Source organism: Mariniblastus fucicola, from assembly GCF_008087665.1.
GTDB lineage: Bacteria > Planctomycetota > Planctomycetia > Pirellulales > Pirellulaceae > Mariniblastus > Mariniblastus fucicola.
Genome location: NZ_CP042912.1, coordinates 2,618,552 through 2,645,547, shown reverse-complemented (window position 1 = coordinate 2,645,547; position 26,996 = coordinate 2,618,552). Strand labels below are relative to the sequence as shown.

The 26,996-nt window shown below is 53.4% G+C and carries 19 protein-coding genes; 8 read left to right on the top strand and 11 right to left on the bottom strand.

Annotated elements, in window-relative coordinates:
- Positions 1-96 precede the first annotated feature (96 nt).
- On the top strand, positions 97-1,455 hold the full coding sequence (locus MFFC18_RS09695) for an FAD:protein FMN transferase (protein ID WP_168211082.1): 1,359 nt from the start codon (positions 97-99) through the stop codon (positions 1,453-1,455).
- 344 nt (positions 1,456-1,799) lie between these two features.
- On the opposite strand, the gene MFFC18_RS09690 is transcribed toward MFFC18_RS09695, so the two are convergent.
- The 3 genes from MFFC18_RS09690 to ovoA all read right to left on the bottom strand — a co-directional run bounded on the left by MFFC18_RS09690 (position 1,800) and on the right by ovoA (position 6,608).
- Positions 1,800-3,146 (bottom strand): MATE family efflux transporter, encoded by a 1,347-nt coding sequence (locus MFFC18_RS09690; RefSeq protein WP_075082299.1) that lies wholly within the window; start codon positions 3,144-3,146, stop codon positions 1,800-1,802.
- Complete coding sequence (locus tag MFFC18_RS09685; protein WP_075082298.1) at positions 3,143-4,303, bottom strand: ATP-grasp domain-containing protein; 1,161 nt, start codon at positions 4,301-4,303, stop codon at positions 3,143-3,145. Before MFFC18_RS09685 ends, MFFC18_RS09690 begins: the two co-directional genes overlap by 4 nt.
- Positions 4,304-4,433: 130 nt before the next feature.
- On the bottom strand, positions 4,434-6,608 hold the full coding sequence (gene ovoA / locus MFFC18_RS09680) for a 5-histidylcysteine sulfoxide synthase (RefSeq protein ID WP_084416788.1): 2,175 nt from the start codon (positions 6,606-6,608) through the stop codon (positions 4,434-4,436).
- Positions 6,609-6,833: 225 nt separating this feature from the next.
- On the opposite strand from ovoA, the gene MFFC18_RS09675 reads away from it, so the two are divergent.
- Both MFFC18_RS09675 and MFFC18_RS09670 read left to right on the top strand, forming a co-directional pair.
- A complete protein-coding gene (locus MFFC18_RS09675) occupies positions 6,834-7,724 on the top strand; it encodes a hypothetical protein (RefSeq protein ID WP_075082296.1) in 891 nt (296 codons plus the stop codon).
- Positions 7,717-8,631: a hypothetical protein gene (locus MFFC18_RS09670; RefSeq protein WP_075082295.1), complete on the top strand. Its 915-nt coding sequence runs from the start codon at positions 7,717-7,719 to the stop codon at positions 8,629-8,631. The genes MFFC18_RS09675 and MFFC18_RS09670 overlap by 8 nt, the downstream gene beginning before the upstream one ends.
- A 42-nt stretch (positions 8,632-8,673) precedes the next feature.
- Here MFFC18_RS09670 and MFFC18_RS09665 read toward each other — a convergent pair whose 3' ends face one another.
- Positions 8,674-9,663, bottom strand: a complete 990-nt coding sequence (locus MFFC18_RS09665) for a tRNA threonylcarbamoyladenosine dehydratase (RefSeq protein ID WP_202907486.1) — start codon at positions 9,661-9,663, stop codon at positions 8,674-8,676.
- A gap of 104 nt (positions 9,664-9,767) precedes the next feature.
- Between MFFC18_RS09665 and MFFC18_RS09660 the strand changes: the two genes are divergently transcribed.
- Positions 9,768-12,530, top strand: a complete 2,763-nt coding sequence (locus tag MFFC18_RS09660; RefSeq protein WP_148618768.1) for a hypothetical protein — start codon at positions 9,768-9,770, stop codon at positions 12,528-12,530.
- Between the two features lie 144 nt (positions 12,531-12,674).
- Here MFFC18_RS09660 and ygfZ read toward each other — a convergent pair whose 3' ends face one another.
- Positions 12,675-13,586 carry a CAF17-like 4Fe-4S cluster assembly/insertion protein YgfZ gene (ygfZ, locus tag MFFC18_RS09655; RefSeq protein ID WP_075082293.1) on the bottom strand — a complete coding sequence of 304 codons (912 nt, stop codon included), beginning with the start codon at positions 13,584-13,586 and terminating at the stop codon, positions 12,675-12,677.
- 234 nt (positions 13,587-13,820) lie between these two features.
- Here ygfZ and MFFC18_RS09650 point away from each other — a divergent pair, with 234 nt between their 5' ends.
- A complete protein-coding gene (locus MFFC18_RS09650) occupies positions 13,821-16,904 on the top strand; it encodes an anaerobic glycerol-3-phosphate dehydrogenase subunit C (RefSeq protein ID WP_075082291.1) in 3,084 nt (1,027 codons plus the stop codon).
- Positions 16,901-17,149, top strand: a complete 249-nt coding sequence (locus MFFC18_RS09645) for a MoaD/ThiS family protein (protein ID WP_075082290.1) — start codon at positions 16,901-16,903, stop codon at positions 17,147-17,149. Before MFFC18_RS09650 ends, MFFC18_RS09645 begins: the two co-directional genes overlap by 4 nt.
- 113 nt (positions 17,150-17,262) lie before the next feature.
- Here MFFC18_RS09645 and MFFC18_RS09640 read toward each other — a convergent pair whose 3' ends face one another.
- Positions 17,263-18,003: a glycine zipper domain-containing protein gene (locus MFFC18_RS09640; protein ID WP_075082289.1), complete on the bottom strand. Its 741-nt coding sequence runs from the start codon at positions 18,001-18,003 to the stop codon at positions 17,263-17,265.
- Between the two features lie 187 nt (positions 18,004-18,190).
- Between MFFC18_RS09640 and MFFC18_RS09635 the strand changes: the two genes are divergently transcribed.
- Positions 18,191-18,565, top strand: a complete 375-nt coding sequence (locus tag MFFC18_RS09635) for a hypothetical protein (RefSeq protein ID WP_148618766.1) — start codon at positions 18,191-18,193, stop codon at positions 18,563-18,565.
- On the opposite strand, the gene MFFC18_RS09630 is transcribed toward MFFC18_RS09635, so the two are convergent.
- The 5 genes from MFFC18_RS09630 to MFFC18_RS09610 all read right to left on the bottom strand — a co-directional run bounded on the left by MFFC18_RS09630 (position 18,554) and on the right by MFFC18_RS09610 (position 25,437).
- Positions 18,554-21,496, bottom strand: a complete 2,943-nt coding sequence (locus MFFC18_RS09630; protein WP_075082287.1) for a hypothetical protein — start codon at positions 21,494-21,496, stop codon at positions 18,554-18,556. The two genes, MFFC18_RS09635 and MFFC18_RS09630, sit on opposite strands and share 12 nt — an antisense overlap.
- Complete coding sequence (locus tag MFFC18_RS09625; protein ID WP_210421386.1) at positions 21,493-22,449, bottom strand: ABC transporter ATP-binding protein; 957 nt, start codon at positions 22,447-22,449, stop codon at positions 21,493-21,495. Before MFFC18_RS09625 ends, MFFC18_RS09630 begins: the two co-directional genes overlap by 4 nt.
- A gap of 28 nt (positions 22,450-22,477) precedes the next feature.
- Positions 22,478-22,903 (bottom strand): GntR family transcriptional regulator, encoded by a 426-nt coding sequence (locus MFFC18_RS09620; protein ID WP_202907484.1) that lies wholly within the window; start codon positions 22,901-22,903, stop codon positions 22,478-22,480.
- A gap of 279 nt (positions 22,904-23,182) precedes the next feature.
- Positions 23,183-24,367, bottom strand: a complete 1,185-nt coding sequence (locus tag MFFC18_RS25450) for a fasciclin domain-containing protein (protein ID WP_075082285.1) — start codon at positions 24,365-24,367, stop codon at positions 23,183-23,185.
- Positions 24,368-24,435: 68 nt separating this feature from the next.
- Entirely contained in the window at positions 24,436-25,437 is a 1,002-nt protein-coding gene (locus MFFC18_RS09610) for a hypothetical protein (protein ID WP_075082284.1), read from the bottom strand.
- A gap of 142 nt (positions 25,438-25,579) precedes the next feature.
- Here MFFC18_RS09610 and MFFC18_RS09605 point away from each other — a divergent pair, with 142 nt between their 5' ends.
- Entirely contained in the window at positions 25,580-26,980 is a 1,401-nt protein-coding gene (locus tag MFFC18_RS09605; protein ID WP_157665021.1) for a S41 family peptidase, read from the top strand.
- Positions 26,981-26,996 lie beyond the last annotated feature (16 nt).

The window sequence follows — 26,996 nt, the reverse complement described above, 5'->3', positions numbered from 1 at the left end:
ATGCGATGAATCATCCGGATGCGACGATTGAAAGGGTTAATCATCCACTCGCCGACATCGATGATGAAGCTTCCGCCAACTCGAAACGATAGATCAATGTTCCAAACAAAATCAGTTTTCAAAATTGTCGCTGCCACACTATTGACAACGCACTTCGCCACAACCGCGTGCACGGCCCAACAATCAGTCGAAGTCAGCGGTCGGACGATGGGTCCTATCCCCTTTCGCGTTCTCGTGGTGACCAACGACGATCAGCCTCAACAACTTAAGGCAATCCAAACGGGCGTTAACAGTTCGTTGCAACGAGTCAATGAACTGATGTCGACCTACATTGAGCAATCCGACATCTCAAAGTTCAACCGTTCTACGTCTACCGACTGGCAGTCCGTTGATCCGGAAACGGCGACCGTGGTTTCGCGAGCGTTGGAAATCTGCGAGTCGACTGACGGAGCGTTTGACCCCACGATCGGGCCTGCCGTGAATGCCTGGAATTTTGGCCCCGGAAAAGACGAAGACCCTGTGCTTCCTGGCGAAAATGAAATTGACGAGATCAAGTCTGTCGTTGGTTTCGAGAAAGTCGAAGTCCGCTCAGAACCTCCTGCCATCCGAAAACTTAACCCCAAAGTTCAGCTCGACCTTTCGGCGATTGCGAAAGGATACGCCGTGGATCGCGTGGGGCAGTCGCTGGAGGAACTGGGCTACGAGAATTTCATGGTCGTCGTCGGTGGTGAAGTTTTGACTCGTGGCGAACGCGCTTCAGGCGGCCCCTGGAATGTCGCCGTTGAGAAACCGGAGAATTCAAATTCGGCAGAACGAACCCCAGATCGTGTGCATCGAATGGTCAAACTTTCCAACAAGGCTGTCGCGACGTCTGGCGACTATCGAAATTTCTATGACGTTGCCGGAAAACGTTATTCGCACACAATTGACCCGAAGACTTGTGAGCCTGTCGATCACGACATGGCAATTGCATCCGTGATCGCAGACGATTGCATGACCGCCGACGCAATGGCGACCGCGGTGATGGTGATGGGGCGAGAGAAAGGGACTGCGTTGTGTGAACAGCTCGGATATCCGTTGCTGACGGTGGAACGAAGTGACTCCGAAGACGGACTGCCGTACATCACGGTAGCCTCCGCAGATTTTCCAGCGACCGTTCTCGAAACGAATGCCGATAGAGATGCAAACAAAAACGATGGCGAAGGCTCCGGGATCAATGAACCCAACCTCGCGGCGACTTCAACAAAAACCAGTTCAATCTTGCCGGTCTTCCTGGCGACGTTTCTGGTGTTTTGCTTGATGGTCCTCGGCATGGCCGTAGGAGCGATTTTCAACAACAAACCGGTGACCGGTTCCTGTGGAGGAATCGCGAACATGACGAACGAAGACGGAGATTCTGTTTGCGGGATCTGCTCGAAACCAACCGTTGATTGCACCGAGAAAGTGGAAGCGTAGACGAGCGATTTGGTTCTTGAACTAAAGTCGCTACTGGACCGCAGCAACGTTGTTCTGCATATTTTGGCAACATGACGCGCCGCTTAGTTCTTCCTGCTGAGCACGCAAGACCTCGCGACTCGCAACCCTCGCCGCAGCACGGCTGTTGAACCTGCGATTGGGCACAACAATTTTCGCCTCCCGGCATCTGCGTGGGTGCGGGGTAAGCCTGTTTGACTATCTACCTATTGGTTAGCGCGATCAAGGCAGGATGGACGAGGAAATTCAACGCCGGAATAGCGTCGCTGATCGTAGAATACCGAGAAGCATTTTCCTTCGAAATCGAAGTCGCCTCTCCCGAGCAATCAAGCGGATAGTTCGTTCAAAACTTTTCTGGCATAGAGCACTGTCACTGCCGTCATCAGAACATTAATGGCGGCGTTGCAGTACCAGATCCACTCAATGTCTTTCCCCAGCCACACAACCAAAACCCACAGAATCGGCAAGGGGATAATGATTTTTCGAGCGATCGCCTCAAAGAATCCATAGGAAGGACGCTTCAATGCCTGCAGCATCGCAATGTGCGTCGCGGTCAAAATGTAGGACCAGTGAATCGGCGCGATAACATTTAAGCAGGTGACTCCATACTCAATGACTTCCTGATCATCGGTGAAAATTCCCATTAGCTCCCGCGAGAACAGAAACATCAAACCGGCCATGACGAGGTTGACCGTTACGCCGACCCAGTTGCAGAACCACATCGTTTCGCGAACGCGTGAGATCTTTCCAGCACCGTTGTTTTGCCCAACAAGTGCCATGATCGCGGCGTACAAACCAAAAGTTGGCATGAGCGCGATTTGCTCAATTCGAGTGGTGGCAGTGTAAGCCGCGACGGCATCGACGCCGTAACGCTTCAGGAACCAGTTGATCGCAAAGAATCCGATAGCGATAGAAAAGATATTGAAGGTAGCCGGCAATGCCTGAACGGTGATCTCCCACCACGTTTTCAGATCAGGCACATAGGCGCGGAAGTCGTTGACTTTCAGCAGCCCGCGACGAATCACACTCCACATCAAAAAACTACTTCCCAGGAACTGAATCAGGACCGTTGCCCAAGCGATTCCCGCAACGCCCATCGCCGGAAGCCCCCAGCCGCCATCCTTGAACCAGGGGTCGAAAACAAGGTTTAGGAAAAAGCCAACGACCAACACACTGCCGAACGTCTTGGTGTCACCGCTGGAGGTCAGAATCGCATTGCAGACTCCACCGACGATGAAGAACGACGCGCCCAGGAAAATTGGTGTGATATAGGCATTGGCCATTTCGAGGAATTCACCTTCAGCGCCAAGGAACTGAAAGATTGGACTGGCGATCATCAATCCGACAAACGTCAGCACCATGGAAAGACAGTTCGCCAGCGATACGCTTTGCGTCGTGAAGCGTTGCTGGTCTTCGTACTTTCTGGCTCCGATAGCATTCGAAATCAGCCCTGATGCTCCGCGCGACAGGCCACTACTGGCTGCGATTACCAACAGGAAAACTGGAAAGCTTAGCCCCACGGCCGCCAGCGCGGTTTCGGAAATATCGCCGGCGTAGTAGGTATCGACGACGTTGTACATCGTCTGGAAAAACAGCCCAACGCTTGCCGGTAGAGCCAAATCACGGACGTGCCGAGGAATGGACCCGGAGGTGAGATCTTTGCTGTTCTTCAATGCTTTGCCAGTTGGTCGAGAGCTTCGCGGTTTCGCGACTGTGATTCTGAGGAGACTGAAACATGGCAGATCGTTGTCCGGTTGTCACCCGCAGATCGCTCAAATGCACTTAAAATCAGCACACGGCCGTAGTCAATTGATTCCGCGACGGATATCAACTCCGTCAGCGTACCGTTGAATCGGAAACTGGCCTGATAGATACCTTCGTCGTACGAGTCTTCTCCCTGGAAGATTCGGGACGCCATCAGAAACGGCGTGATTCCAGTCAGCCTCGGGTTTACGTCGACAAGGAAACAGCGGCCTTCGTCGTCTCGCAAAATGTCAATCCCGACGACGCCGAAATACCCTTTCTCGTGCAGCGTAGCAGCCGTTGCCGTGACGTGGGGCTCAAACGATTGCAGCAAATCGGTTTGCAAATGTTTGGAGTATGTTCCGCCACACCATCGCTTTGACTCGTTGAAATGTTGCTCGGTCAGCCCCAGCCAAATGATCGAACCGTCGCGACGAAGATAGAACTGAACACCGTAATCGCCGCAAATGTTTTCGATAACCGAGTTGATTATCAAAGTCGAATCGGACCAGTGTTTGGCGAGTTCCTCCCGCATCGCCGCTTCATCGGATGCGTCCCGAAGCAGGTAGTTGCCCAACCCGGCATAGCCGTGGCTTAGCTTGACGATACAAGGATACTCGATCGAGTCGTAGACTTTCGCCTGCGGGCAATCGATTTGCTCGATGATCTCTTTGGAGTGGAGTTCATAGTTCACCAACGGTTCGACGACTTGCTGCTGCGGCGGAATCGACTGATGTGGAAACATCGTAATGAACAAATCACTATCGTCGTACGGTTTCCATTTCGGCAAGCCTTCAGTACCGAAAGTTCGCTGCCAGTGCTCAAGCAACTTTCCTGGCGGAGCAATCTGGGAGGTCACCGGGAGTTGCGTTCCCCAGCAGCACATCAAGTGGTGCGGCCCGAGCGAAGTCAGCAACTCGCGGGGCGGAGCGGGAAACGGGTCGTGGATAATGAATTCGGTTGAGTTCTGAAAGATCGTGTCCTTACTGTTGGAACTGGGATATTCCGCAAGGAAACAGGCGTCCGCCGCGTCGGCAGAATAAAGCTCCGACAGGTAGCGTAGGTCGTCTGGGATTTCAATCAGCATTGAGAGTTTCGGCGGAGTTGTGCAATCGTTTAACGGCAAGCCAAAGGCGACTGAGTTTGTGCACGCAGTCGAATTGGGCTTGCCGTTGAACAAGATCTCTACAGTTTTGACTTTGGCGCCACAACCAAGTTTACAGCTTTTCCCAAACCGTCAATTGGGATACATCGTATTGGAACTTCCTCGAAGTTTCCCGGAACACAAACGGAAGATCAACCGGGTGACCGAGAAGCTTGAACTGCGGAGAAAGCACGCGATCGATGCCCTCGAGCGTCGTGTAACTCTCACCAGTTGGGGCTTTGAATCCGCCCAGCCATTTGTCTCGCGGCGTGTACTCTTCGCTCCAGGTGTAGGGCGATGCGAGAACCAGCAAACCATTTTCGTTGACTCGATCCTTGATCAGATTCAGGAACTTTTCGGGATCGTACAGTCGATCAATCAGGTTTCCAGCGAACACCAGATCGTAGCTGCCGAACTTGTCCACCAGATTGCAGGCGTCTCCTTGCATAAACGCGATCTTGTCCTTGACCGCGTCGTAGCCATCAAAATCCGCGAGGTTAATTTCCCGATAGAGATTCAAATCGCCTTCATCGGTAGTCACGTAGCGCTGAATACCGGACTTCTGCAGGTTCGAAGGTGCCTCAATCAAACGCACTGAGAAATCGAGCGCGTCGACATGGTCGAAAAGCTTTGCCAACTCAAACGCCGAACGACCGGCAGCACAACCGATGTCCAAGGCTTTGCCCGTGCGTCGACCGTCAAGATGCTGTGCGACTTCATTGATACACGCGACCTGAAAGTTGGGCACATCGATGGACTCAACCGGCGTGTCGCCATAGTGAAACTCGATATACTTGGCAACCATCTGGTCGGTTTCGTAAACGTTGACTTCGGGTTCCGGTAACGGATTGGCTTCGATGTAACGCAAGCCAGAATACTGAAAGAAGTGACGGCGGAACGCGTAGCGTGCGTCCTTAATCGCATAGTTCCCCGTCGAGATCCAACAGCCGCCTTTGAAGAGATTGTGTTTTCCATCGAAAGTCGGCGTGGAGAAATCATCATAGGTTGGATGGACTTCAAACCCGTTGTACCCATCAATTGGAGTCTCTGTCCATTGCCAGACGTTTCCGATCAAATCGTAAATGCCATCATGGAACTCGTGGCGATTGACCGGGCACGGAGAAAACTCATGCTCGAGATTGATGTTCCCCGGCGCCGCATCCCAGAAGGGCTGATCCGTATCAAGCGCGTTCCGCATCGTCTGCCACTCGGCCTCGGTTGGCATGCGAACATGGGTTCCCAGTTGCTCGGACTTCCAGTTACAAAACGCTTTTGCTTCCAGGTAGTTGATCTCCGCTGGCCAGTTCCACGGCATGTCGATGACTTCCAACATCGTACGCAACTGATAGGAATCGCCGTCCTTGATCCAATAGACCGGATGTTCGGCATTGCTAAATTCCAGCCAGCCGCGACCTTCCTCTGTCCACAGCGACAACTCCTGGTAGCCACCTGCCTCGATAAACTCAAGCATTTCGCCGTTCGAAACCAGATACTTTGAGGCTTTAAACGGCTCGACGGTTTCCGCGTTGTAACCGTACTCGTTATCCCAGCCGTAGATCGGATTCTTGTGCGATTTCCCAAGTTCGACTTGCCCGCCTGCGACCGAGACGAGTTCATTTTCCGGCGCAACGCCTTGTTCCCGACAAATGTTGCCCCACACCGGATGCGGTTTGACCATTTCGATCGGAAGCTCGCGCATCAGGATCGAAGAAGTCTCCAGGTGAATTCGTTCGTGTTCAATTCCCATCAACACAATCCACATGGGACTGTTCCAATCAATCGGCATTGTAAAGTCACATTCGCGAATGAAGCGATCGACGATTTCGCGAGTTCTGTCCCGGTGAGCTTTAACTTCGGCCGGAGTCGGCCAATCGTAGTTGTCGTCGTTGAGATCGTCCCAGGACATCTCGTCCACGCCGACCGCCAGCATGGATTCGATTTTTGGATCGATTCGCTCGTTGATCAGGTTAGCAACGTTGAGCTTGTTGATGTAGAAAACAGCCGTGTGGCCGTAGTAAAAAATAAGCGGCTGACGCAGTCGATTCGCGCGGCGATAAAATGCCTCATCGCTAACCAAACACTCGAACAGGCTTTCATAAAGTGTGAACGAATCGTGAAAGTAATCCAGAATCTCCTGACGTTTTTCTTCGACGCCTCCGGAATCCAACAGTGGCATTTGTGTTACGACACGAGCACTGTTGCCATCGAGGGTCTTAACTTTAGAGTTCGATTGATTTTTCACGGCCATTTTCAAACCTGTTTTCTATTGAAATCCGCCAAATGCGCTACATGAACTGCTTTGACTCATTCTCGTAAGTGGTCTTACCCGCGAAAAGGTTCCAAATGCAATACACCAAAACATTTTTTTCCGGAACTATCTTCAGCCCCGCGAAACTGACGGCTAACATCGGGAACGAATCCGTTTTCCCATGCTCCTCCGAAGCAGGAACGGCGCAGAGTATAATCGCTTTCAATGAACTTTTCACTGAAACATCTTCTGTCGATCACACTGCTGTCCGTGCTAACGGTCAATGGTCTCAACAATCTGAGGGAAACAAAACTGGTCCAGCAAAACTGTCGGCGAACAAAACATATCGTTGACAAGCGAATAGGACAAACGGAGCATTTCGCTGAAAAGAAACTGATATTTACACGTGCGGCAAACGCATTTGATCAGCGACGAGACAAACTGGAAAACGCTGACGTTTTTTTTCGTCCTGTCGCGATGATGCATCAACGTTTGCAAATCGACGACCTTAAGAACCTGTTCGTAGCGGCCAGCGACGACGGCAATCCAGATTCAAAATCACATGTGGACAAATCGTTTCGAATCATCGTTCCAGAGTCCAGGCGATTTGAGCTTTGCCTGGGCTACCATGCGACGAACGATGGCGGTTCGAAAGACCCTCCCCTGCTTCGCGAAAGTTCTTACTTTTCGCCAGAACTGCAATTCAGGAAACAGCTCACGGCCGGAGACCATTTTGTCCAATTGAGCGTGACATCGTTTCAAGATCGAGACTCCGTGACGTTGAAGATTGACGGAGTAAATCTGCATCAATCGAGCAGACCCTCTGTTCCGATGCGCCACCCGGACTGGGTCGACAGCAAACGCCCGAATCCATTGAAACACCAAACCCGTGCAGAGATTTCAAAAGAATTGGAAACGTTGGCTGAATTGAATCGGCGTAAAACGCACGCGCTATCCACTACCGACAAGAATCTCTTCGAAGCTGAATCGTTGTTGCTGGCCGACATCAACCACTGGCCAACTGTTGAGGATCCTGAAAGCTTGTCGCTTGTGATTCGAGACAGCGATTTGAACAAGCGGCTTCGCCAGCAGAATTCGACGAACGACGATGAGTGATCTGCAAGAAAAACCAGGCGGGCTGAAAAACGCCGTCACGATCGGAAGCCTGATCGCTACGTTGGTCGGGCTGGCGGTCTTCAATATCGTTTCAGCGTCACAACTTGGTGCCGCAAAACAACGCGAGGCGCAGCTGAAGAAACAAGTTGAAGGCTTGGACCAGGAACTGTCCGAGCTACAACGCTTTGACGAAGAACTAAAAAAATTGGATTCTGAGTACCGTCTGCTGAACGCAGGACTGGGGAACCTCTACTCAGATTGCGTTAGCCTCGATGAGTTTTTGCCGCTTTTCACGGACCAAACCATGGTTCATACGCCAGAGTCCCAGAATCGTCTGGAAGCGTTCATTCATGTGCCCAAAGCGGGAAAGCATCGGATTCGCGTAGAAGCGGTAATGACGTCATTCGCGAACGCGATCGCTCACACTCAATCCAGAAACCGACAACCGATCCTCATACATCTGGTCGAGTTGCAGCCTGATAGCAAAACGCAAGTTAGCTTGGAGGCGATCAACGAAGGCAACGATTTTCGCTTGACCGTCAATAATCAAATCGAAAAAGAGCTGGAGTCTCCGATCGGCCGCGTTACAGAAATCGCACGACGCTCAATTTGTCACGAGCGTGCATTTCTAAGTCCAAACCAGTTTCCTGACTGCGAGCGAACCGGAACAAAGAAACTGTTTTTGACAGACATGATTTTCTCTTCAAAGCTGAAACCCGAGTCGCGTTCGGACCGGGTGTTTGCTCCTAAAGTCATTAACGCGAGATTCTATCTGGAATCTGACGGGCCGACGACGTCATCGCCTGATGATCCTTACGCACTGCACGTCATGCGGCGACGACTGGACGCCGGACATGGCGATTCATGGCGCTTCAATCAGCAAGGCTGGTACGAGTTTGCGTATTGATTGGCGTCAACATCGCTCCAGCTATATCACGATCTGAAAGGCTCAACCCTGCGGATCGACTCGATCATTCGCGATCTGCCGCACCACGACCGAAGCAGCCGCGTTCCCAAACGTCGCGGTCACAAAAGAAGCCGTCCCGTAAATCAGGTTTCGTTTTTCGCATTCGTGTGGCGAATCTTCCGCGTGAGGACAAATGCACTTGAACCCTTCTGCGTCCCACGATGGAGCCATCGGAGTGATGGCAGGTTCTTCTGAAAAAACTACCGGCAGGCCGACGTGTTTCGTCGTTTCAAAACCGCGGCGGGAAAGTTCCTTGCGAACGACTCGGGCCAATGGATCGACACGAGTCTGACTCAAGTCCGCGACGCGAATCATGGTCGGATCGAGCTTGGCACCGGCCCCGGCAACGCTGACAACAGGAATATCGGACTTTAAACACGTCGCCAACAAATGTAGTTTCGCCGTTACGTTGTCGATCGCGTCGATCACAAAATCCGGCCGGGGAGTCAGCAGCGACTCACTGGTTTGCGGATCGTAGAAAGCTTGCACAGAATCGACAGTGGCGTCCGGGTTGATGGCTTTAATTCGCTCGGCCAACAGGTCCGCTTTCGATTGCCCAACCGTCGAAGGAAAGGCCTGCATTTGGCGATTCACATTCGTTACACAGACGTCGTCGAAGTCCACGATCGTCAGGTGCCCGACGGCTGACCGCGCGAGCGATTCAACGGCATAACTACCGACGCCACCCAATCCGAAAACGGTCACGCGAGAGTTAAGCAAAGCGCGAACACCATCTTCGCCGACCAAACGTGCTAGCCGGTCCCAGCGGCGCGGAACGCGCTCGATTTTTGGGCGAACCACAGGTTTGTTGCTTCGCGATTCAAGCGGTGCCGATTCCCAGGGCTTTCGTCGACGCCGTTCCCGCGGAAGCTCCAATTCGGGGCTGGCCGAACCGCAGGGAGTGCAGGGTTGGGAGTTGTTACATTGCGTCGTAGTGTCTGTCTTTTCCATCGCGACATAATAGCGATTCACGAAGCAGTCTTCCAGCCGCAATCGATGCCGTAAACTTCTACAGAAAGTTCGAAAATCGGATAGAATCCGGGACGGAGAACAGGCAGAGGAACATGGAGAGAACGATGATCAAAACTCTGGGCAAGTACATCGCCGTTGGGTTGCTGTGCGTACTTACAATCCAGGTCGCCGACGCACAGGAAATCGCTCGGACGCTTCCATCGGACTTACAACTGCAAAATATGCCGGTGGTTGTATCCGTCGAGGCGCATGCTGGGCGTCCGTATGGAATTGGCAAAGTCACGTTTCGACTGCGTAGTGGTGATGAAATCATCTCCCGTACGGGAGCGACCTGGTTTACCGAAGAGAACGATCGGATCCACTACCCGGTGATTTCGCACACTCCGGTTCGTAAGTTTCTTCGCATTTTGACGGGGGACAAAGACACCAAGCCAAGTGACCTGCTGACGATCTGGTTCCTGTTCGAAGGCGATGAACCGCTTAACGCGCGCTTGCACGGCAGCGGAGTGGTGGACTTTCAGATTCCGGTTGAATTCACTCGCCCGCGTCGCTACGAACGATTCGCGACGAATTGGTGGCAGAACTTCAATTCGACTTCTGAGATGCACATCAAGGACGGCGATTATCCGCCGCTGGTAGAAGTCTATCTGACGTCACTGATCGGCAGACGCCTGGGAATGGACCCGCAGATGCGTCGGCGTCGCAGCAATGATCCTGTGACGCGTACGTTTGAGTTGCTGTTCGACGTAGAAGCCTTGCGACTGGACAGTGTGCAACGTTCGATGATTGCCGGAGTCGACTCCGCGACTGCCGACAAACCGCTCCCGGAGCCGATACTCTGGTCACCGCTGACGGTCTCTGATTTGCCAGACGACATCGAGATCGAACCGATTGCGAAAGGGGTTCCACAAGAATGTTTCTACCTTCGATTCGGAACTTGGGACAACCACCTGTGGCTGCAACGACTTACTGAAGAGTACGGCGGTGATCTTGGACGAATGATCATGCTGCGAGGTTTCAAGTCCGAGGTTCAGACGAAGTTCCAGGACCAGTTGGCGATCCAGTCCAGCGAGTTTGACAATCTCTTCGGCGGAAACCTGATCGCCGACGTGGCACTGATTGGAACCGATACGTACTTCGACGCCGGTGCTTCGGTGGGAGTCATGTTTCACGCTCACAACACGGGTTTGCTGAAAACGAATCTGAATGGCAAACGCAGCACGTTTGCTGCCGAACGAAAATCTCGCAACGTGACCGTCAGAAAAGTGACGATTGAGGGTGTTGACGGAACTTTATTGTCGACGCCAGACAATCGCTATCGCTCTTTTTACCTTGCCGTCGGTGACAATCATCTGATAACGACTTCGGAATCAATTGCGCGAAGGTTTGTGCAAGCTTCGAACGGTAAGGGTTCGCTCGCCGATGCTGCTGAATTCCGTTTTGCCCGCTTCAATATGCCGTTGGAGCGAGAGGATACACTGTTCGCGTATCTTTCGACGCCATTCCTGCAGCAGCTTTTGACGCCTGCGTACCAGATTGAGTTGAGGCGTCGCAACCAGGCGGTGAGCGATGTGCTGTTGCTGGAGATGGCAACGCTGAGCGCGTCAAGCGAAGGAATCCTCGATGTTGGGATCCCGAACCTGATCGCTGGCGGATTTCTGCCAGAGAACTTTGGCTACCACCCGGACGGCGGCGAACTTCAATTGACGGATGGAGTGTGGCGTGATTCGCTGCGTGGTCGACGAGGTTACTTTAAACCGATTCCGGATATGGTGATCGGTGACGTGACGCCCGACGAGACGGCATGGTTTCGAGAACGGGCGACGTTTATCGCTGGCAATATGCGATCCCTGGACCCGATGTCGATCGGAATTCAGCGCTTCAAAAAAGATGATGATGGCGGCAAGAATGTGGAACGCGTTGTGTTCGACGCTCGTTTGCTACCATTCGGAGAAGGCAGTTACGAATGGTTGCTGACCATGCTGGGTCCGCCGCTTGAGAGAACCGTCGCGCGTTCACCGGATGACATTATTCGCATCGAAGCGAGTTTACAGGGCGGCATGACGTCACCGGGCGTGCCGACACATCAGGTTTTCGGAGCCGTTCAGGATTACCTGGACCCGAATCTGGATCTGGAACCGAAAACGATATTGGAAACATTCGAAACCTTCCGTCAGACGCCAGGCTATCTGGGTGCATGGCCTAACCCGGGTTACACGGACTGGATGCCGCGACTTGGCGCCCAACCCGATGCGTTCGGCTACACGTATTCGCCACTGTTGTCGCTGTGGCGTTTGCAGTGGAATGATTTTTCGGTGCTTGCGTTTGATCAGCGGCGACTGGAATCGTTGAAGCCTCATCTGGAACTGGTACCTGTGGAACGACCAGCGCAGCTTCGCCTTGAGGTCGGCGACTTGCTGAACTCAAAGATTAAAGCCTGGGCGAACACGATTACCTACCGCCGCGCGTGGCAGACTTCGATCGCCAACGTTCGCTTGCTAAACATGCTGGTTCAGCAATTCGACATCGCGCCCGAAGACGCTTTACATACAGCGGAAAGAATGCTGAACGTGGATCTTGTTTGTTCGCTGGGAGGCGAATATGAATTGACGACGCTTCCGTCCGGCCGAAAAATCTGGCGTTCTTCTGCGTGGCCGGCATTCAATCAGCCGCAGCTGCCAGACGACTATGTCGCTCCGGTTTTGCAGTGGTTTCGTGGCTTGAATGTGGAAGCGATTCGCGACCAGTCGCAGTTTTCACTGCATGGCTACATCGACATTCAACGCAGTGACAAACAGAAGCAGGCGTTGCCGAGTTTCAACCTGTTCAAAGGGTTTGGAAATGTCATGGGTGGCGAGAAAAAGTAAGCGAGGTAGTAGGCGAGTCTGTCCCAGATTCGTTGGGACGCTATACCAAATTCGCGTTTTTGTTCTCAGTCTGGGACAGACTGATCTACTTCGTTTCCGTCCAACAAAGGCGGCGAAAGCTGCATCAGTCAGGGACAAACCGACCTACTTAATTTGCAACTTTACACCGTCGCAGGAAACTGTATCGCCAGGCTTGGTGAACTCAACTCGCAAAAAACCCAACCCAAACTTTCGCCCTTCAGAATCCTTAGCCAACGAAGTCACGACGCCGATCTTCTTTTCGTCTTTCCGAAACGAATCTCCGACTGAAACATCGCCTTCGAGAATTTCGAACCCAGACAGATATCGGTTGACGTGGCCCAACGCATCCAGACGCGCCACCGTTTCCTGGCCGAGGTAACATCCTTTGGTGAACGAGATCGCTTTCGAGTCTCGACGGAACTCTTGCGGCAAGCACCTGTCGGTAACTTCGGTGTCGCACCAGGGAGTCATCTTTTCGATTCGCAACAAATCCAAATGATCAGCAGAAACGTCAACTGCACCGTTTGACAAAAGCTTTCCGGCGACGTCGACATCGCCTGCGGCGGCTTCAAGAATCAAAATGCCCTGCCCTGCCAGTTCTGCTCGAACGACAACCTGAAAGCCCGTGCTCGCAACGCCACCGACGCTGGGTACCTGAATGTCGCAGGCCTGCAACGCTTGTTCGCATTGACCACCAAATACAAACACACCTCGCCACAACTGGGACACGTCCTGAAGCTGAACGTCTTCGCTGAGCAAAAACCGATCCAGGTGTTCTAGCAGCACTGACGGCGATTTGGCCGTCGAGACGATCAGCAAATCGACCTCGCGGCAAACCACAATTCCATGCGAAAGCGTTTTGCCCTTGTGGTTGAGGAAGAACGCTTCACAACATTGATCGGCCTGCAGCCTGTTGATGTCTGCGGTACAGAAGTTGTGCAAAAATTTGGCGCGATCGTTTCCGGACAATCGGATCACCGATAGGGACAAACTGGCTACGGCACAGGTATCGGAAAAATCAGTTTTGCTTGTCATGACTTATTGTTTGGCTGTGATTCAATTCGAACATCGTCTTTCATTATTCGCTCGTTGCAAAGACGGGTGAAGGCGGCGAATTGGAGGATTTGTGCTAAACTGATCGATAGCAACGGCGAGTATAGCCCGATCAGTTTCCAGCAGATGGAACTCGCTCGAATTCGTTTCGAGCCTCGATCGCTTGCCCATGAGCGATCTTTTTCTTTTTCAACCGAACCGCCGAACTCGAACCACATGGATCCCGATCGCGCACGAATTTTGGCTGACCTGTCCGGAGTGCTCGATGGGCAGATTCGATGCGACGATCTGTTTCTCCAGATCTACGCGTCTGATGCCAGCCTGTACGAGATCAAACCGCTGGCGGTTGTGCGTCCCGAATCGCTTTCTGACGTAGTGTCGGTCGTCAAATACGCGGCAGAGAACCAGCTTTCAGTTATTCCCCGCGGTTCGGGCAGCAACGTCATCGGAGCGTCGCTTGGTAATGGAATCGTGTTGGATTTTTCCGTCGGGATGCGACAGATTCTGGGAGTGGATCGCGAATCGGTGCGAGTCCAACCTGGCGTTGCGATTCGTGACCTGAATCGGAATCTGGAATCGCACCAGCAAATGTTCTCACCGGATCCAGCCACACGTTCGGTCACCACGATCGGCGGCGCGTTGGCCATGAACCGAACGGGCAGCCACTGGATCGCGTCGGGAACGCCACGAGACAAAGTCGTTCAGCTTCAGATGGTGATGGCGGACGGCGAGGTCGTACAGCTCGACTCTGTGGCCAACCAGGTTTGGGTGAACTCTGCTTCACAACCTGCTGGTTCCGCTGCTCGAATTCGAGAACTCAAATCACGCGTCGGCAACGTGATTCGATCCAACGAGAAACTGATCGCCGATTCAATTCCCGACACGAAGGTTAATCAGGCCGGATACCACCTGGACTCAGTCATGCAGTCCGATGATGTGGACCTGACGCGGTTGGCGATCGGCAGCGAAGGCACGTTGGGAATCATCACCGAAGCCGTGGTGCGAACCGATCGATTGCCGACGCATCGCGGCGTGGCGCTGTTGTTCTTTCATCAGCTTCAGGCCGCCGCGACTGCTGCGGTCGATATCGGCAAGATGGGAATCACGGCATGTGATTTGATGGACCGGCGTTTGCTGACGTTGGCACGCGAGACGAACGAGCAGTTTCAGCGTTTGCTTCCGGTGGATGCCGAAGCAATGTTGCTGGTGGAGTTTTCGGCGGACGACAATGCAACACTGCGTGACAAGCTGCAGCACTTGACGAATCGAATTCAGCGTCGCAAAAAGCTGGCGTTCGAGGTTCGCACGACGACGCAACCGGCCGAGCGAAATTTGTACTGGCATCTGGTGCGCCGCGTTGTGCCGTCGCTGTATCGACTGAGAGGATTGCGGCGAGCCGTTCCGTTCATTGAAGACATCGCGATCGCACCTGACCGGTTGCCGGAGTTTCTCAAACGCGTTCATGGAGTGCTGAACGAGCATGACATCACGGCGTCGATTTTCTCTCACACGCCGCAAGGCATGGTTCACATCCGACCGTTTCTGAACCTCGCCGATCCGAAGGACATTGCTCGCATGAAGCCGGTTGCCAAAGCCGTGTTTGGCTTGACGCTGGAAATGAATGGCTCGATCAGCGGCAGCCAGGGCGATGGCCTCGGGCGGACGTGGTTCCTGCGTTCTCAGTACGGAAAGCTGCACCCGGTGTTTTCGGAAATCAAAAACATTTTCGATCCGCAGAACGTGCTCAACCCGGGAAAGATCGTCGGTTTGCCTTACTCGGACTTGACCGACAACTTGCGGATTTTCCAGGCTGAAGAACCGATCGTGAAAACGGATAGCGATGCTGAAACTTCAGAAGATGAAGCCGAAGAACCGACGCCGAGGAAACTGCTGACTCCTTTCGGACGCGGCAAGTCAAAATCCGGGGATGGCGACGGAGCATTGCCGGTGCTTCAACCGCAGCTGGACTGGTCCGTCACGCAAATGGGATTGGCGGCGAGAAATTGCAACGGATGTGCTCGCTGTCGAACCAACATGCATACCGAGCGGATGTGTCCTGTTTACCGGGCGTCGCCACGCGAGGAGTCTTCTCCGCGAGCCAAAGCGAATTTGATTCGTGGCGTTGTGAGCGGCGCGTTGTCTCCGGATCAAATGGCGAAAGACGAGTTTAAGGAGATCGCTGATCTGTGCTTCAATTGCCATCAATGTCGGCTTGAATGCCCGGCTTCGGTCGACATTCCAAAGCTGATGGTGGAAGCGAAAGGACAGTACTACGCGACCAACGGCTTGCGTGTTTCAGACTGGATTCTGACGCGGCTGGATTGGCTGTACGGACTTGGCGGACGAGCGCCGAGATTGACGAATCGGATGATCCGCAGCCCAATGTGGCGTTGGATTCTGGATCGCGTTTTTGGAATCGCCCAGGGACGAAAACTGCCTCGGTTTTCAACGCGAACGTTTGCCCGCTGGGCACAGAAAAATCAACTTGGCCGCCCGTCGCGGCAACAGTCGAGAAAGGTCGTCTACTTTTACGACGCGTGGGTGAACTGGAACGATCCGGAGCTTGGTCGTAGCTTTGTTGAAGTGCTCAAGCACAACAATATTGATGTGCTTGTTCCTCCCAACCAGGGTATTTCTGGAATGTCGATGATTTCCGATGGAGCCATTGGGCGGGCTCAGGCGATCGCCGAACGCAATGTCGAAATGCTGGCCGAGTGGGTGCGGCAGGGCTATCGAATTGTGACGACCGAACCGTCAGCAGCATTGGCGCTCAAGCACGAGTATCTGAATCTGCTTGACGACGAGGACGCGACGAAAGTTGCTGAAAACACAACGGACTGTTGCTCGTTTTTAATGGAGCTTCATCGTAGCGGCGAACTTGCCCTCGATTTCAATCCGCTCAGTGCACTAGTGGGTTACCACCTGCCGTGCCATCAACGAGCGATTCTCAAATCGGGTTTGGTTTCCGACATCCCGGCCGTGAAGTTGATGCAATTGATTCCGGGGATGCAAGTTGAAGTGCTGGACAAAGGCTGCAGCGGAATGGCGGGAACATACGGGCTCAAGCGTCGAAACTATCGCCGGTCGTTGAGAATCGGAGTTCACTTGATTCAGGCGATGCGACAGCCGCAGTTGCTGGCCGGTTCGACGGAGTGCAGTTCCTGCAAGATTCAGATGGAGCAGGGAACTTACAAGACCACAGTTCACCCGGTGAAGATCCTTGCGTTGGCGTACGGTTTGATGCCGTCGGAGCTGGAAGACCTTTTCAATCGACGCAGCGAAGAATTGGTGGTGACATGAACCGAGTCAAGGTTTTACTGTTCGCCCAAGCGAGACAGATCGCAGACGCTGAATCGATCGAGGTCATGTTGCCCGAAAATGGATCAGTGGCAGACCTGAGAGCGGCTCTTTCCGATGCGGTTCCGCAGTTGGCAGACTTGCTGGCGAGGTCCAGCATCGCGTTGGATCAAAAGTACGCAGTGGACCAGGATGTGGTGAATCCAGGCGTGGAAGTTGCGATGATTCCACCAGTCAGCGGCGGGTAGTCGAAAGTTTCGAGTTGTCGCGTTGCGAAACCCGAAACTCTGAGGCGACCATGGCCATGCGTCGCGAACGACACCCTCAACCCGCAGCCAATTTCAACAAAACATCGACCAGCCTAAAATCGGTGGTGATAGTGAACGCCGCCGCGAGGAGCACTGCCGTGTCTCGACTTAGGCTTCGACCGATAGTGATACTGAACCGGAGGACGTGGCCGATAGGTTTCGATGACGATCGACGGACGGGGAGCGATCACGGGCTGCACATACGTCGGCGCAACTGGCTGAACCAAAACCGGTGGAGTCGGTTGAACAACGACCGGAGCAGACGTCGGTTGAACCGCAACCTGGCCTGAACCCATCTGCTGCATCAGCGAGATCACCTGCTCGTTCACGCCGGCACGATGAAGTGTGATGATTTCGTTGACGCCGATCTCCTGCTGAACACCGACACTCTGAAGATGGTTCATGATCACAGAACTTCCGATACCATTCTGTGTCATGCTGATCACGTCCTGCACCGATGCCGATCGTTGAAACGCCTGCTGCTGGACTTGCTGATTGACCAACTGCTGTCGGTAAGCCGCTTCGTTATAGGCCCGACGTTGGGCTTCCATATCCTGTCGAGCGTTTCCGGCGACGTTGCCAGCCAACGCACCAAGGGCTGCGCCGATGGCGATGCCTTCCGGCGTTTCGTCATTCTGTTTTCCCACGATTCCGCCGATGATAGCGCCCGCGACTCCACCCGCGATCGTGTCGTTACGCGGAGAACTCTGATACTGGCCATAGAGTGACTTGCAGCCAAGCGGTACCAACATTGCTGTCGTCAGTACAGCGATTTGAATGACTCGAAAACTCATTTGTCTACTCTCTGAACAGTTCCAGTGAATCACGATAGGTGCAGAGAGTATCGGAATCGCATCGTCGGAACATCATCAATTCCGAATCGCGAAAAATTTGCTATCGGTGACCACAAACTCGATTTGCAAGCACTTTCCCAATTCGATAGCATCGTAAAACGCAGTGATTTCAATCATGGAGACAAAGATGTCGAATCCCTACGAATCCCCCGAATCGATGACGACCAACGCCAATGCAGCCGACTGGATGGCTCAAAGTCCCTCCGATCCACAGACCGTCGCTGCGGCTGTCCAGCAGTATTTTCTCGGCGAAGGATATCGAATGGAAGATGGCAATCCGGTGGACGCCATTTACGGAATCGGCAACAACTTGCTCAGAATTCTGTTCGGTGCCTTCGTCAAACGTTACCGCTTCAAAGTCCAGGTTGTCCCGGTTGGAACTGGTAGCCAGGTTTCGGTCGAAAAAGGCATGTCTGGTGTGATGGGTGGTGCGATAGGTTACGCAAAAATGAAGAAAGAACTGAATCGCATCCGCGAAGGCGTGCGAAACTCAATCCAATGATTCCAGCAACTTGCGCAGCTCATCCAACTCAGGCATTTTAACGTCGCCCCCAGACTCAGCGGGACGCAACAAGTAATCTGCGACCGACTGCGATGACAAAAACGACGAACTGGATGAGCGAGCTTCTTCATCAGACTGGCCCGGCGGGTTCTCAAACACATAGCTGCGCCGAAACACAGTTGCTCGATCATTTCCCCGATTGCCAACCAGTACAGGATACAGGCTGAAACTGCCGGCGTACGGAAGCAGGAATGGGGTCTTCGGCGGAATCCCCTTCGTGCCATCGTAGACTGTTTGCCAGCTCATATTGTGTCGCCGAGTGCTCGTCGTTGAGGTAGGCAGGAAAGCCACCTTGTCCAATCCATCGGGAAACCAGGCGTACGGCAAATCGATTCCGTGAGCCGGGTCCATTGGCAGCGATTCCAGCAATGAGCCCGTTTCGGTCGTCAACGTCAGCTTCTCAAGTGAGTCTGGAAACTCGCCATGTTGTAGCTTCCACGCCTCGAGCGCCATTCGAATTTTTGCGTACCCGATAGCCCGCTCAATCGAGATCAAATCAAAATCTTCCTGCGACACCTGACTGGCATAGCCCGATCCGTCCCAAACAAAGTGTCGGAAATTGCCATCCTGCTTTACTCTCGAAAGCGTTTGCTGAATCTGGAAATCGAGGAGTGCGAACTCGCGAATTCGAATCCGACGCTCGCGAATCGACTCCCAATAGTAGTCACCATAGGCCAGCACTCCGGCAACAAAGCCGTCGGCCGCAGGCAACGGTTCGTGCGTTCTTGCAATGTCGAAGTAGAACTCAGATTGAATTCGATTTGAATTTGGATCGAAAATCTCGTGGCGAAGTCGATTTAAACGTGCGATTCCGGCAAGCAGCAGCGATTCAGTCTGTCCTTTCATCGACGACCATTCGACAAGCTTCATGATCGTTTGTGCTGTCCTGGTTCCCGGCGACGGATTCAGTTTCCAGGCAGCTCTCGATTCGGCAATCAAAGAATCCAACAACGCTTCCGGGTCGCCGTCCCGACGAAATTTCTCAGACTGTGCCGCAAGAAGTCTTGAAACCGATTGGTATTTGGTCTGCCGACGACTTGGCGATATCGGCGAAAGCCAAAGATGAACTTTGTCGTCCGCAACTGCCGTTGTGATTTTTTCCAGTGCTGACTCGTTAATTTCAAAGTTCCTGGAAATCAGATCGTCAGACCAAGTTTGCGGCTCGTCCCTCGACTTTCTTGGCAGACGATTGTATTCCTGAAAGTCAAAATCAACTTCCCCCATCGCTTCCCGAAGAAGAAACACTGCCTTGTACTTCCGATCGTCGGCGGCCAGGAAGTTGTCATGAGACTCAAACGCTTGCTGCAGATCAGCGCCCACTGCGTACACCGGGATCTCATTCACACGCCAAATCGCATAGGCGCTTAAGCTACCAATAAAGACCAAACTGGTCACCGCAATCGGAAGCAGGACAGAACGTATTGGATTGCGACCTGAAATCCATCGTGGAGCGTACCACCAGGATGCGAAAAAGCAGGCGATAACAAAGGGACCGATAAAAAGCAGCGCGGATTCGTCATGTTGCATAACGATGCTGCACCACGAACGAGCGAAAAGGACGCCAATGAAAGAGAGAAAAAACGCCAGGATGCCAGAGCGACAAATGATTGAGACCAGTTGAGCAACCGCGGCGGCGACCGCGAAAGCCATGATCCCATTGATGGCTCTGGTCTGTGAAAGCAGATTGCCAAAGTTGTTTGAGTAGGATTCGAAATGCGTTAGCGAAACGGTCGCACTAACCAGAACGCAAACGATGGCTGCAACGAGCGATAGCGTGCCAAGCAACACGACTCGTGAAAGCCAAACGCGGGTCGGATAGTCGCCCTGTTGCTGAAAAAACAGAACCGAGTTTTTTGACTGGTCACCGCGAAAAGTCATCAGCCCGGCCAATGCACCTGCGATCGAACACAAGTTCATCCACACCATCTGAACTTCGAAAATATTGCTCGACGCTCCGGTAGGCGTTTGTAAAACAAACAAACCAACCAGAATCCCGGAAAACACAATGCTGCTCGCGACTAGCAGAAACGGAACTCTGACCATCCGCCAGGCCTGCCACGTCAATGCTTTGAACGCATACGTAGTCTGAGCCGACGATTCTTGCGTCAATGCATTCGTTGCAATGGACTGTTTACGCATGAAATTTCGGTCATGTCGCGGATCTGGGATTTCCCTCAACCACGTTGCCGACAATCGAATCGTGGCAACCGCGAGCACTCCAGCCAACAATGCTTGTCCCGTCATCGCCGCCCACTGACAGGACGTGGCTGACATCAGGTCAAACTCAGCAAACGAAACGGCACACAACTGAACCAAAGACCATCCAACGATGGTGAACGCCGACGCGCAGATTACCGCGGTGATTGCCTTGCGAAAACAGATGGAACAGAGACAACTCCAGAGAAATGCTTGCACGGGAATCAGGCCGACGACCAGATACCACTGAACCGTCAAGTCAGGCGAATAGTTGCGACTTGCGTTGAGGCGAAACAGCAGCCCACCATGCCGCAGCCACAAAACCAACACCATCAGCAAACCGCTGACCACGACGAAACCCAAAAAATGCAAAACGGCTTCTGCCAACTTCACTTTGCCAACCGTTCGGCTATCGACTGGAAAGCCGCCCAACAGCAAATCAGTCTCCTGTTCACGCTCTGGAACGAACAGCAAACATCCAGTCGCCAAACCAATAAGGCAGCTGCTGAGCCAGAAAAATGCGGCGTACTTGAAGCCAAGTTCATCGACTCGCCCAAAAGCATTGCTGAACGAAGTCGCCAGCAAACCGATCAGGAACAGGGCTCCCATCGAAACCCAAACCGGCAGCAACGTTCGCCTCTCCTTCCAGCGCAGAACTTCGTTCACTGTGCTCATGATTTCGCCTCCTCGCTCGCATCCGAAACCGGTACGTCACGCGGCAGTGAATTTTGTTCCGAGCGCCAATCGTTCTTTCCCGATTTCAGATACGCGACGAAAATTTCTTCCAATGACGGTGTATGAACATCGACCTGCAGCACGCCTTCGGTATCTCTCAGAGCCCACAACGCGTTAGGTTCCGGGCTCCGCACAGTTAGTTGCTGACGTCGCTGGCCGATGCCCTCGTGGGTAAGCAAAAATGAATCGCATGGTGGCAATGAGCATTCAGGATTCTCGAGCGTGACCACCCACTGCTCGATTTCCGCCTTCAACGTTTCCAGCTTTTCACAGACTCGAATCTTGCCCTCGTTCATGATCGCCACATAATCTGCGACCCGTTCGACTTCCGGGATCTGGTGACTTGAAAGAAAAACCGTTCGGCCTGCTGACGCCACATCGACCATACTCTCGAGGAACTTGCGACGGACCAACGTATCAAGCCCCGAAGTCGGCTCGTCCAGAATCAGCAACTCAGGCGTGTGAGCCATCGCCAACGCGAGAGAAACTTTGGCTTTCCCACCCTTGGATAGCGTTTTGATTTTGACATTCATTGGCAATTCGAACTCGGCCGCCAACCGCTCAAATTCCGCAACATAGCCCTCCGGATAAAAGCCACCTGCGAACCACGCGATCTCGCTCACCTTCATCCAGTCGTAAAGCTTCGGCGCATCAGGCACACAGCCAATCTTGCGACGGATCTCGATGCCATCTTTGCGAGGATCCATCGCCAACACACGCACCGTGCCAGAGTCAGGTTGCTCAAGGCCCAGCATCGATCTGATCGTCGTCGTTTTCCCTGCTCCATTTTCGCCAAGCAATGCGAAAACAACGCCGGGAGGTATCCTGAACGACACGTTCTCCATGGCGCGCACCGTACGATACCGCTTGGATACATCTCTGAGTTCAACCATTGCCATGATGCCTAGCCCTATTCTGGTTCTATTTTCTGGTCCGATTTTTGGCCGCAAGCTTTTTCGATGTCGCCAGCGACTCGTTGAACAGCGACTTGATTTCCTCTTCGGTCAATTGGCTTTGTCGTGCCTCCTGGAGCACTGAGAGAATTCGATCGCCGACCAATTTTTTGCGCGTCGCTTTGCACTTTTGAGCCGCCCCTCGAGTCACTGCCAGCCCTTCGCCACGAACCGTTTCCAGCACGCCGGAATCCTGCAACTGACGATAGGCCCGAGCGACGGTGTTTGGATTGACCGCCAATTCACGAGAGAGGTTCCTCACCGAAGGCACCAGTTCGCCGACTTCGATCCCGCGGTTGGCGACGGCAAAAACGATCTGACGAGCAATCTGCTCGTAGACCGGAACGCCGTTGGAGGTGTTGATATTGAAGAACACGAAAAGAACTCCCGACATCGCCGCTGAACCACTGTACTGCGTCGATAGTACAGCAATGCAATGACGTTGTCAAGAATTTTCGCGACGTTTATTTTGGCAGTTACGGCAGCCTGAGCTGGAGTTTCAGTGCCGAATTTGCGTTGGCAATGACGGAGTCGTCAGCACGACACTGCGAAGAGTGGACGTTCGACAAGCGAAATGGATTTGAACGGAAACGAACAGCGCATAGAAACAGCCACGACCATCAGTAAATGGCTTGTGGCTGTTGAGTCCGTTGCGGAATTGGTTGGCTTTCGGCTAACGCACCATAGCCGAGCCGAAACGAACTCGAAGGCTGTCGATGCCGCGACGCAAGGCCCACGCTCGGTCGGCGTCGTTCACGGTCTGGCTGGCATTGTGCATCGCATTCGAGGCGACCGTTGAAACGTAGTTCTGCATCCCGTCGACTCCAGCATCTTTGACTTGATTCAACGCGTTGGAATAAAGGTCGCAGCATTGAGCATGATGCCCGCTGTTGTAAACGGGGACGCCGCGATCTATCGCGGACTCAAGAATCGCCAACGCTTCGCCCGCTGACATCGCAGACGGCGGCAGCAGAACGCTGTCGACGATATGGATGACTCCGTTGGAAGCTTCGACGTTTTTGCTGGTGACCGTCGCATCATTCACCATCAGTCCCGCGGCAGCGAACTTGACCTGAACGCTTCGGCCCAGCAGCGTGTTTGCCGATCGGGACTTGACGGCTTGCTCGTCGTAAACGCGACCTGCGACAACGTGATACTTCAGAATGTCAGCAAGCTTTTGTTTATTTTCCGGCAGCAACAAAGACTCAACAGTTCCAGCCGGAAGTTTGGCAAACGCTTCGTCCGCTGGGGCAAAAACTGTAAATGGGCCTTCGCCACCAAGAACATCGACCAAGTCAGCGGCGCTGGCTGCAGCGACTAGCGTGTTGAACACGCCGGCTTCGACAGCAATCTCGGGAATCGTCTTCGTCGCCGGCAACAAAACTTCATCGACAACATGGATGATGCCGTTGCGACATTCGATATCAGTGGCGACCAGCGACGCATCGTTGACTAAAGGTAACTCTTCGCGGAGCTTCAAATTCAGTCGCTGGCCTTGCAGCGAGTCGGCCGCGTTCAAGCCGTACGCATCAGATGCCTTCACTCTCCCCGGCACGACATGGTAGGTCAGGATCGCTTTCAATTGATCGCGATTCTCTGGCTGCAGAAGCGATTGGAGCAGGACAGGATCGAGTTTTTCAAATGCTTCGTCGGTGGGCGCAAAAACGGTCAACTGTTGATCGCCGGCAAGTGCATCGACAAGCCCTGCTGCTTTTACGGCCGCGACGAGCGTATTAAAGTTTCCCGCTCCGACTGCCGTTTCGACGATCGATTTTTGTTGAGCGTTTGCGAGTTGCACGTTGGCAAGCTGAAAGCTCGCGATGACGAAGATAAGGCTGGCTGCAGCGAACGATCTCATTGTAATCCCCGGAATTTGAAGTGGTTTGGGGAGAAACCGAATTCCGGAGTGTCAGGTAACCGTCAACGCTAACGACTTTGAAACTTTCGCACCTGCGGGGCCGCAGATATGCGTCTTCCGGCGCTCGAAACCTTTGTTTCGTTACCTCGCTCATAAGCCATGCCGGCGACCTGCTTGAACCCATCCAGCACTTGCGGCTGGATGTCGAGGCGATCGCCCATCAGCTGAACGCCGGGGCCGTTTCGCAGCGTCGTATCGTGCAACCGTTCCACAAATCGTAGCGACTCGACAAAGTTATGATCGGCTGTTGGCCCGACCAGTGGCTGCAAGGTGCGTGCGATGACTCCGGCCGCGACGTTGTCCACTTTCAGGTAAACGTCCAGCTGACTAACCGCTTTGGGTTTTCCATCAGCATCAACAACGTGCTGAGTCTGCAGGACCAACACACATTTTCCGGAAAGCTTTTTCCTCAGCAAGGCTCCTTCGTAGGTTCCGGTGCCGTAGAAGACATGCTTCTCGCCGTCGCCGTAAACCAGTTCAAGGTCGCTAAGCGTTCCGGCGCCGTCGTCGGACTGCAGTTGAAACGGCCCAATGCGGGACGTGTTCATCTTCGTGACGCCCATCAGTTTCCAGATTTCGACGATGACTTCCGGATGACGCACCAGGAACCGGAAATAGTCTGCGTCGCATTCGATCGCCATCTTCGGCAATCGACGATAGATACTGGGTTTTTCCAGAACGGGCTGGAGTTTGGCCTGAGTCTGCTGATTGAGCATTTGAAATGGAACCGCTTCGACGCCTTCGAGCCGAAACTGCTTTCCGCTGCTTCCAGACGTCAGCTGCTGCGCGTCGGCCGAGCTATTGCCCAGAACGCATACGAAAACGATTGCCGCGAAGACGGCATGCGTAAGCTTTCCTGGCGAAGTGCGACGAAACGAGTTCGATATTTTGGGTATCGAAAAGAACAGCATAGACAAAAGGCGTTTGCCCCCCGGAAACGTGATGGTCCTGATCGTCGTTTCGGCGATGCGAGTGGGCGGCAAACAGTCAAAGCCAACAGTTTTTACCATTCAGCGTTTCTACTGCCCGTTCAATTTTTCGAGCTTCCACAGACTATGTAGTTTCCCAATAATGCTTGCATGGCAATTTGTCTGCTTCTGGACGACAATCCATCTTTCCATTCCACTTTTCTCCTCCATCGATCTGCCTGCGATGCCGCTTAGAAATTTACTGATCATTGCCATCACGATTGCTGTCGCATTGGTCTGCTATCGAACTGCTGCGAAGAACCGGTACGCGAATCTGTTCGCCGAAGCGATGGATGTCGTTGACGCGAAATCGCTCACGGTCGTCCCCCGAGAACAGCTTTTTGATGCGGCGATGAATGGAATGTTTGGAAAGCTGGACCGCTATTCGCGATACATTTCAGGCGAGATGTTTCGTGATTTTGATGAAGCCATCAGCCAAAAGTTTGGGGGGCTGGGGATCTATGTCGAGCGTCACGTTCAGGACAATTCACTGGTGATCCTCGCGGCAATTCCTGGCGGACCGGCTTCGCAATCGGGGCTCAGGAGCGGCGATCGGATCGTGGAAATCGATGGGGAGCCGACCCTTGATCTGGATCGAAAACAGGGAGTCGAGCTGTTGCGTGGCGACGTCGGCGAAGTCGCAAAGCTGCGGATTCAACGCGAGGGCGAGTTTCTGGACGTCGATGTCGCGCGGCGAGTCATTGCTGTCGAAAGCGTCGTGGGGGATTCGCGCGACGATCAGGGCAATTGGGTTTTCCGCCTGGAATCCAATCCGAGAATTGGCTATATGCGACTGCGGCAGTTCGGTGAACGGACTGCCGAAGAAGTCGAGACCGCGTTGGAGCAAATCAACGGGAAAGTCGACAGCGTGATCATCGACTTGCGTCACAATTCTGGCGGGTTGCTGACGAGCGCCATTTCAATTTGCGATATGTTTCTCGAACCGGGCAAGGAGATTGTCAGCACTCAGGGCCGCAACCGGATGCGACAGAGCGAACATGCCTCCAGTGAAAAACTTTCAATCGATCAAAACGTTCCGGTGGTGATTCTGATTAACCGTTACTCGGCCAGCGCAAGTGAGATCGTGGCGGGATGTCTTCAGGATCACGGCCGGGCGACTTTGATTGGTGAACAATCGTGGGGCAAAGGAACCGTCCAGAACATCATCCCGGTTCGCCCCAACGTCAGCGTGATGAAACTGACCACGGCCAGCTATTGGCGCCCCAGTGGAAAACCCATTGATCGCAGCACAAGCGGTGCTGAGGAAAGCGGCATTTGGGGAGTGCGACCAGAACCAGCGTTCGCGGTCCCGATGGAAGAGTCCGATGTCTGGAGGAACTTTCAAAAGCGAAATCTCCGCGACATTGAAACGTTGATTCCGCCCGAGCAACAAAATGACCTGTTGCCAATTTTGCTGGAGAGGCCTTTGCTCGTTGTTGAGCCACGCGATGCGGGTTCGGAAGATCCGGTCACGCCGGTTGAGGACGTCGAAGAGAAAGCTTCGAGTTTGCTTGAATGGTCGGATGAAGTTTTGGATAGAGCGATTGACTTCCTCGAACCGGTCGCGCATCGAGCCGCTGCTTGACGTGAGCGACCATTGT

Bases quoted from the DNA above. Each gene is read 5' to 3' on its own strand.
- MFFC18_RS09695 (WP_168211082.1), top strand. From the start codon at position 97: ATGTTCCAAACAAAATCAGTTTTCAAAATTGTCGCTGCCACACTATTG.
- MFFC18_RS09685 (WP_075082298.1), bottom strand. From the start codon at position 4,303: ATGCTGATTGAAATCCCAGACGACCTACGCTACCTGTCGGAGCTTTAT.
- ovoA (WP_084416788.1), bottom strand. From the start codon at position 6,608: ATGGCCGTGAAAAATCAATCGAACTCTAAAGTTAAGACCCTCGATGGC.
- MFFC18_RS09675 (WP_075082296.1), top strand. From the start codon at position 6,834: ATGAACTTTTCACTGAAACATCTTCTGTCGATCACACTGCTGTCCGTG.
- MFFC18_RS09670 (WP_075082295.1), top strand. From the start codon at position 7,717: ATGAGTGATCTGCAAGAAAAACCAGGCGGGCTGAAAAACGCCGTCACG.
- MFFC18_RS09660 (WP_148618768.1), top strand. From the start codon at position 9,768: ATGATCAAAACTCTGGGCAAGTACATCGCCGTTGGGTTGCTGTGCGTA.
- ygfZ (WP_075082293.1), bottom strand. From the start codon at position 13,586: ATGACAAGCAAAACTGATTTTTCCGATACCTGTGCCGTAGCCAGTTTG.
- MFFC18_RS09650 (WP_075082291.1), top strand. From the start codon at position 13,821: ATGGATCCCGATCGCGCACGAATTTTGGCTGACCTGTCCGGAGTGCTC.
- MFFC18_RS09645 (WP_075082290.1), top strand. From the start codon at position 16,901: ATGAACCGAGTCAAGGTTTTACTGTTCGCCCAAGCGAGACAGATCGCA.
- MFFC18_RS09640 (WP_075082289.1), bottom strand. From the start codon at position 18,003: ATGAGTTTTCGAGTCATTCAAATCGCTGTACTGACGACAGCAATGTTG.
- MFFC18_RS09635 (WP_148618766.1), top strand. From the start codon at position 18,191: ATGTCGAATCCCTACGAATCCCCCGAATCGATGACGACCAACGCCAAT.
- MFFC18_RS09630 (WP_075082287.1), bottom strand. From the start codon at position 21,496: ATGAGCACAGTGAACGAAGTTCTGCGCTGGAAGGAGAGGCGAACGTTG.
- MFFC18_RS09625 (WP_210421386.1), bottom strand. From the start codon at position 22,449: ATGGTTGAACTCAGAGATGTATCCAAGCGGTATCGTACGGTGCGCGCC.
- MFFC18_RS09620 (WP_202907484.1), bottom strand. From the start codon at position 22,903: ATGTCGGGAGTTCTTTTCGTGTTCTTCAATATCAACACCTCCAACGGC.
- MFFC18_RS25450 (WP_075082285.1), bottom strand. From the start codon at position 24,367: ATGAGATCGTTCGCTGCAGCCAGCCTTATCTTCGTCATCGCGAGCTTT.
- MFFC18_RS09610 (WP_075082284.1), bottom strand. From the start codon at position 25,437: ATGGTAAAAACTGTTGGCTTTGACTGTTTGCCGCCCACTCGCATCGCC.
- MFFC18_RS09605 (WP_157665021.1), top strand. From the start codon at position 25,580: ATGCCGCTTAGAAATTTACTGATCATTGCCATCACGATTGCTGTCGCA.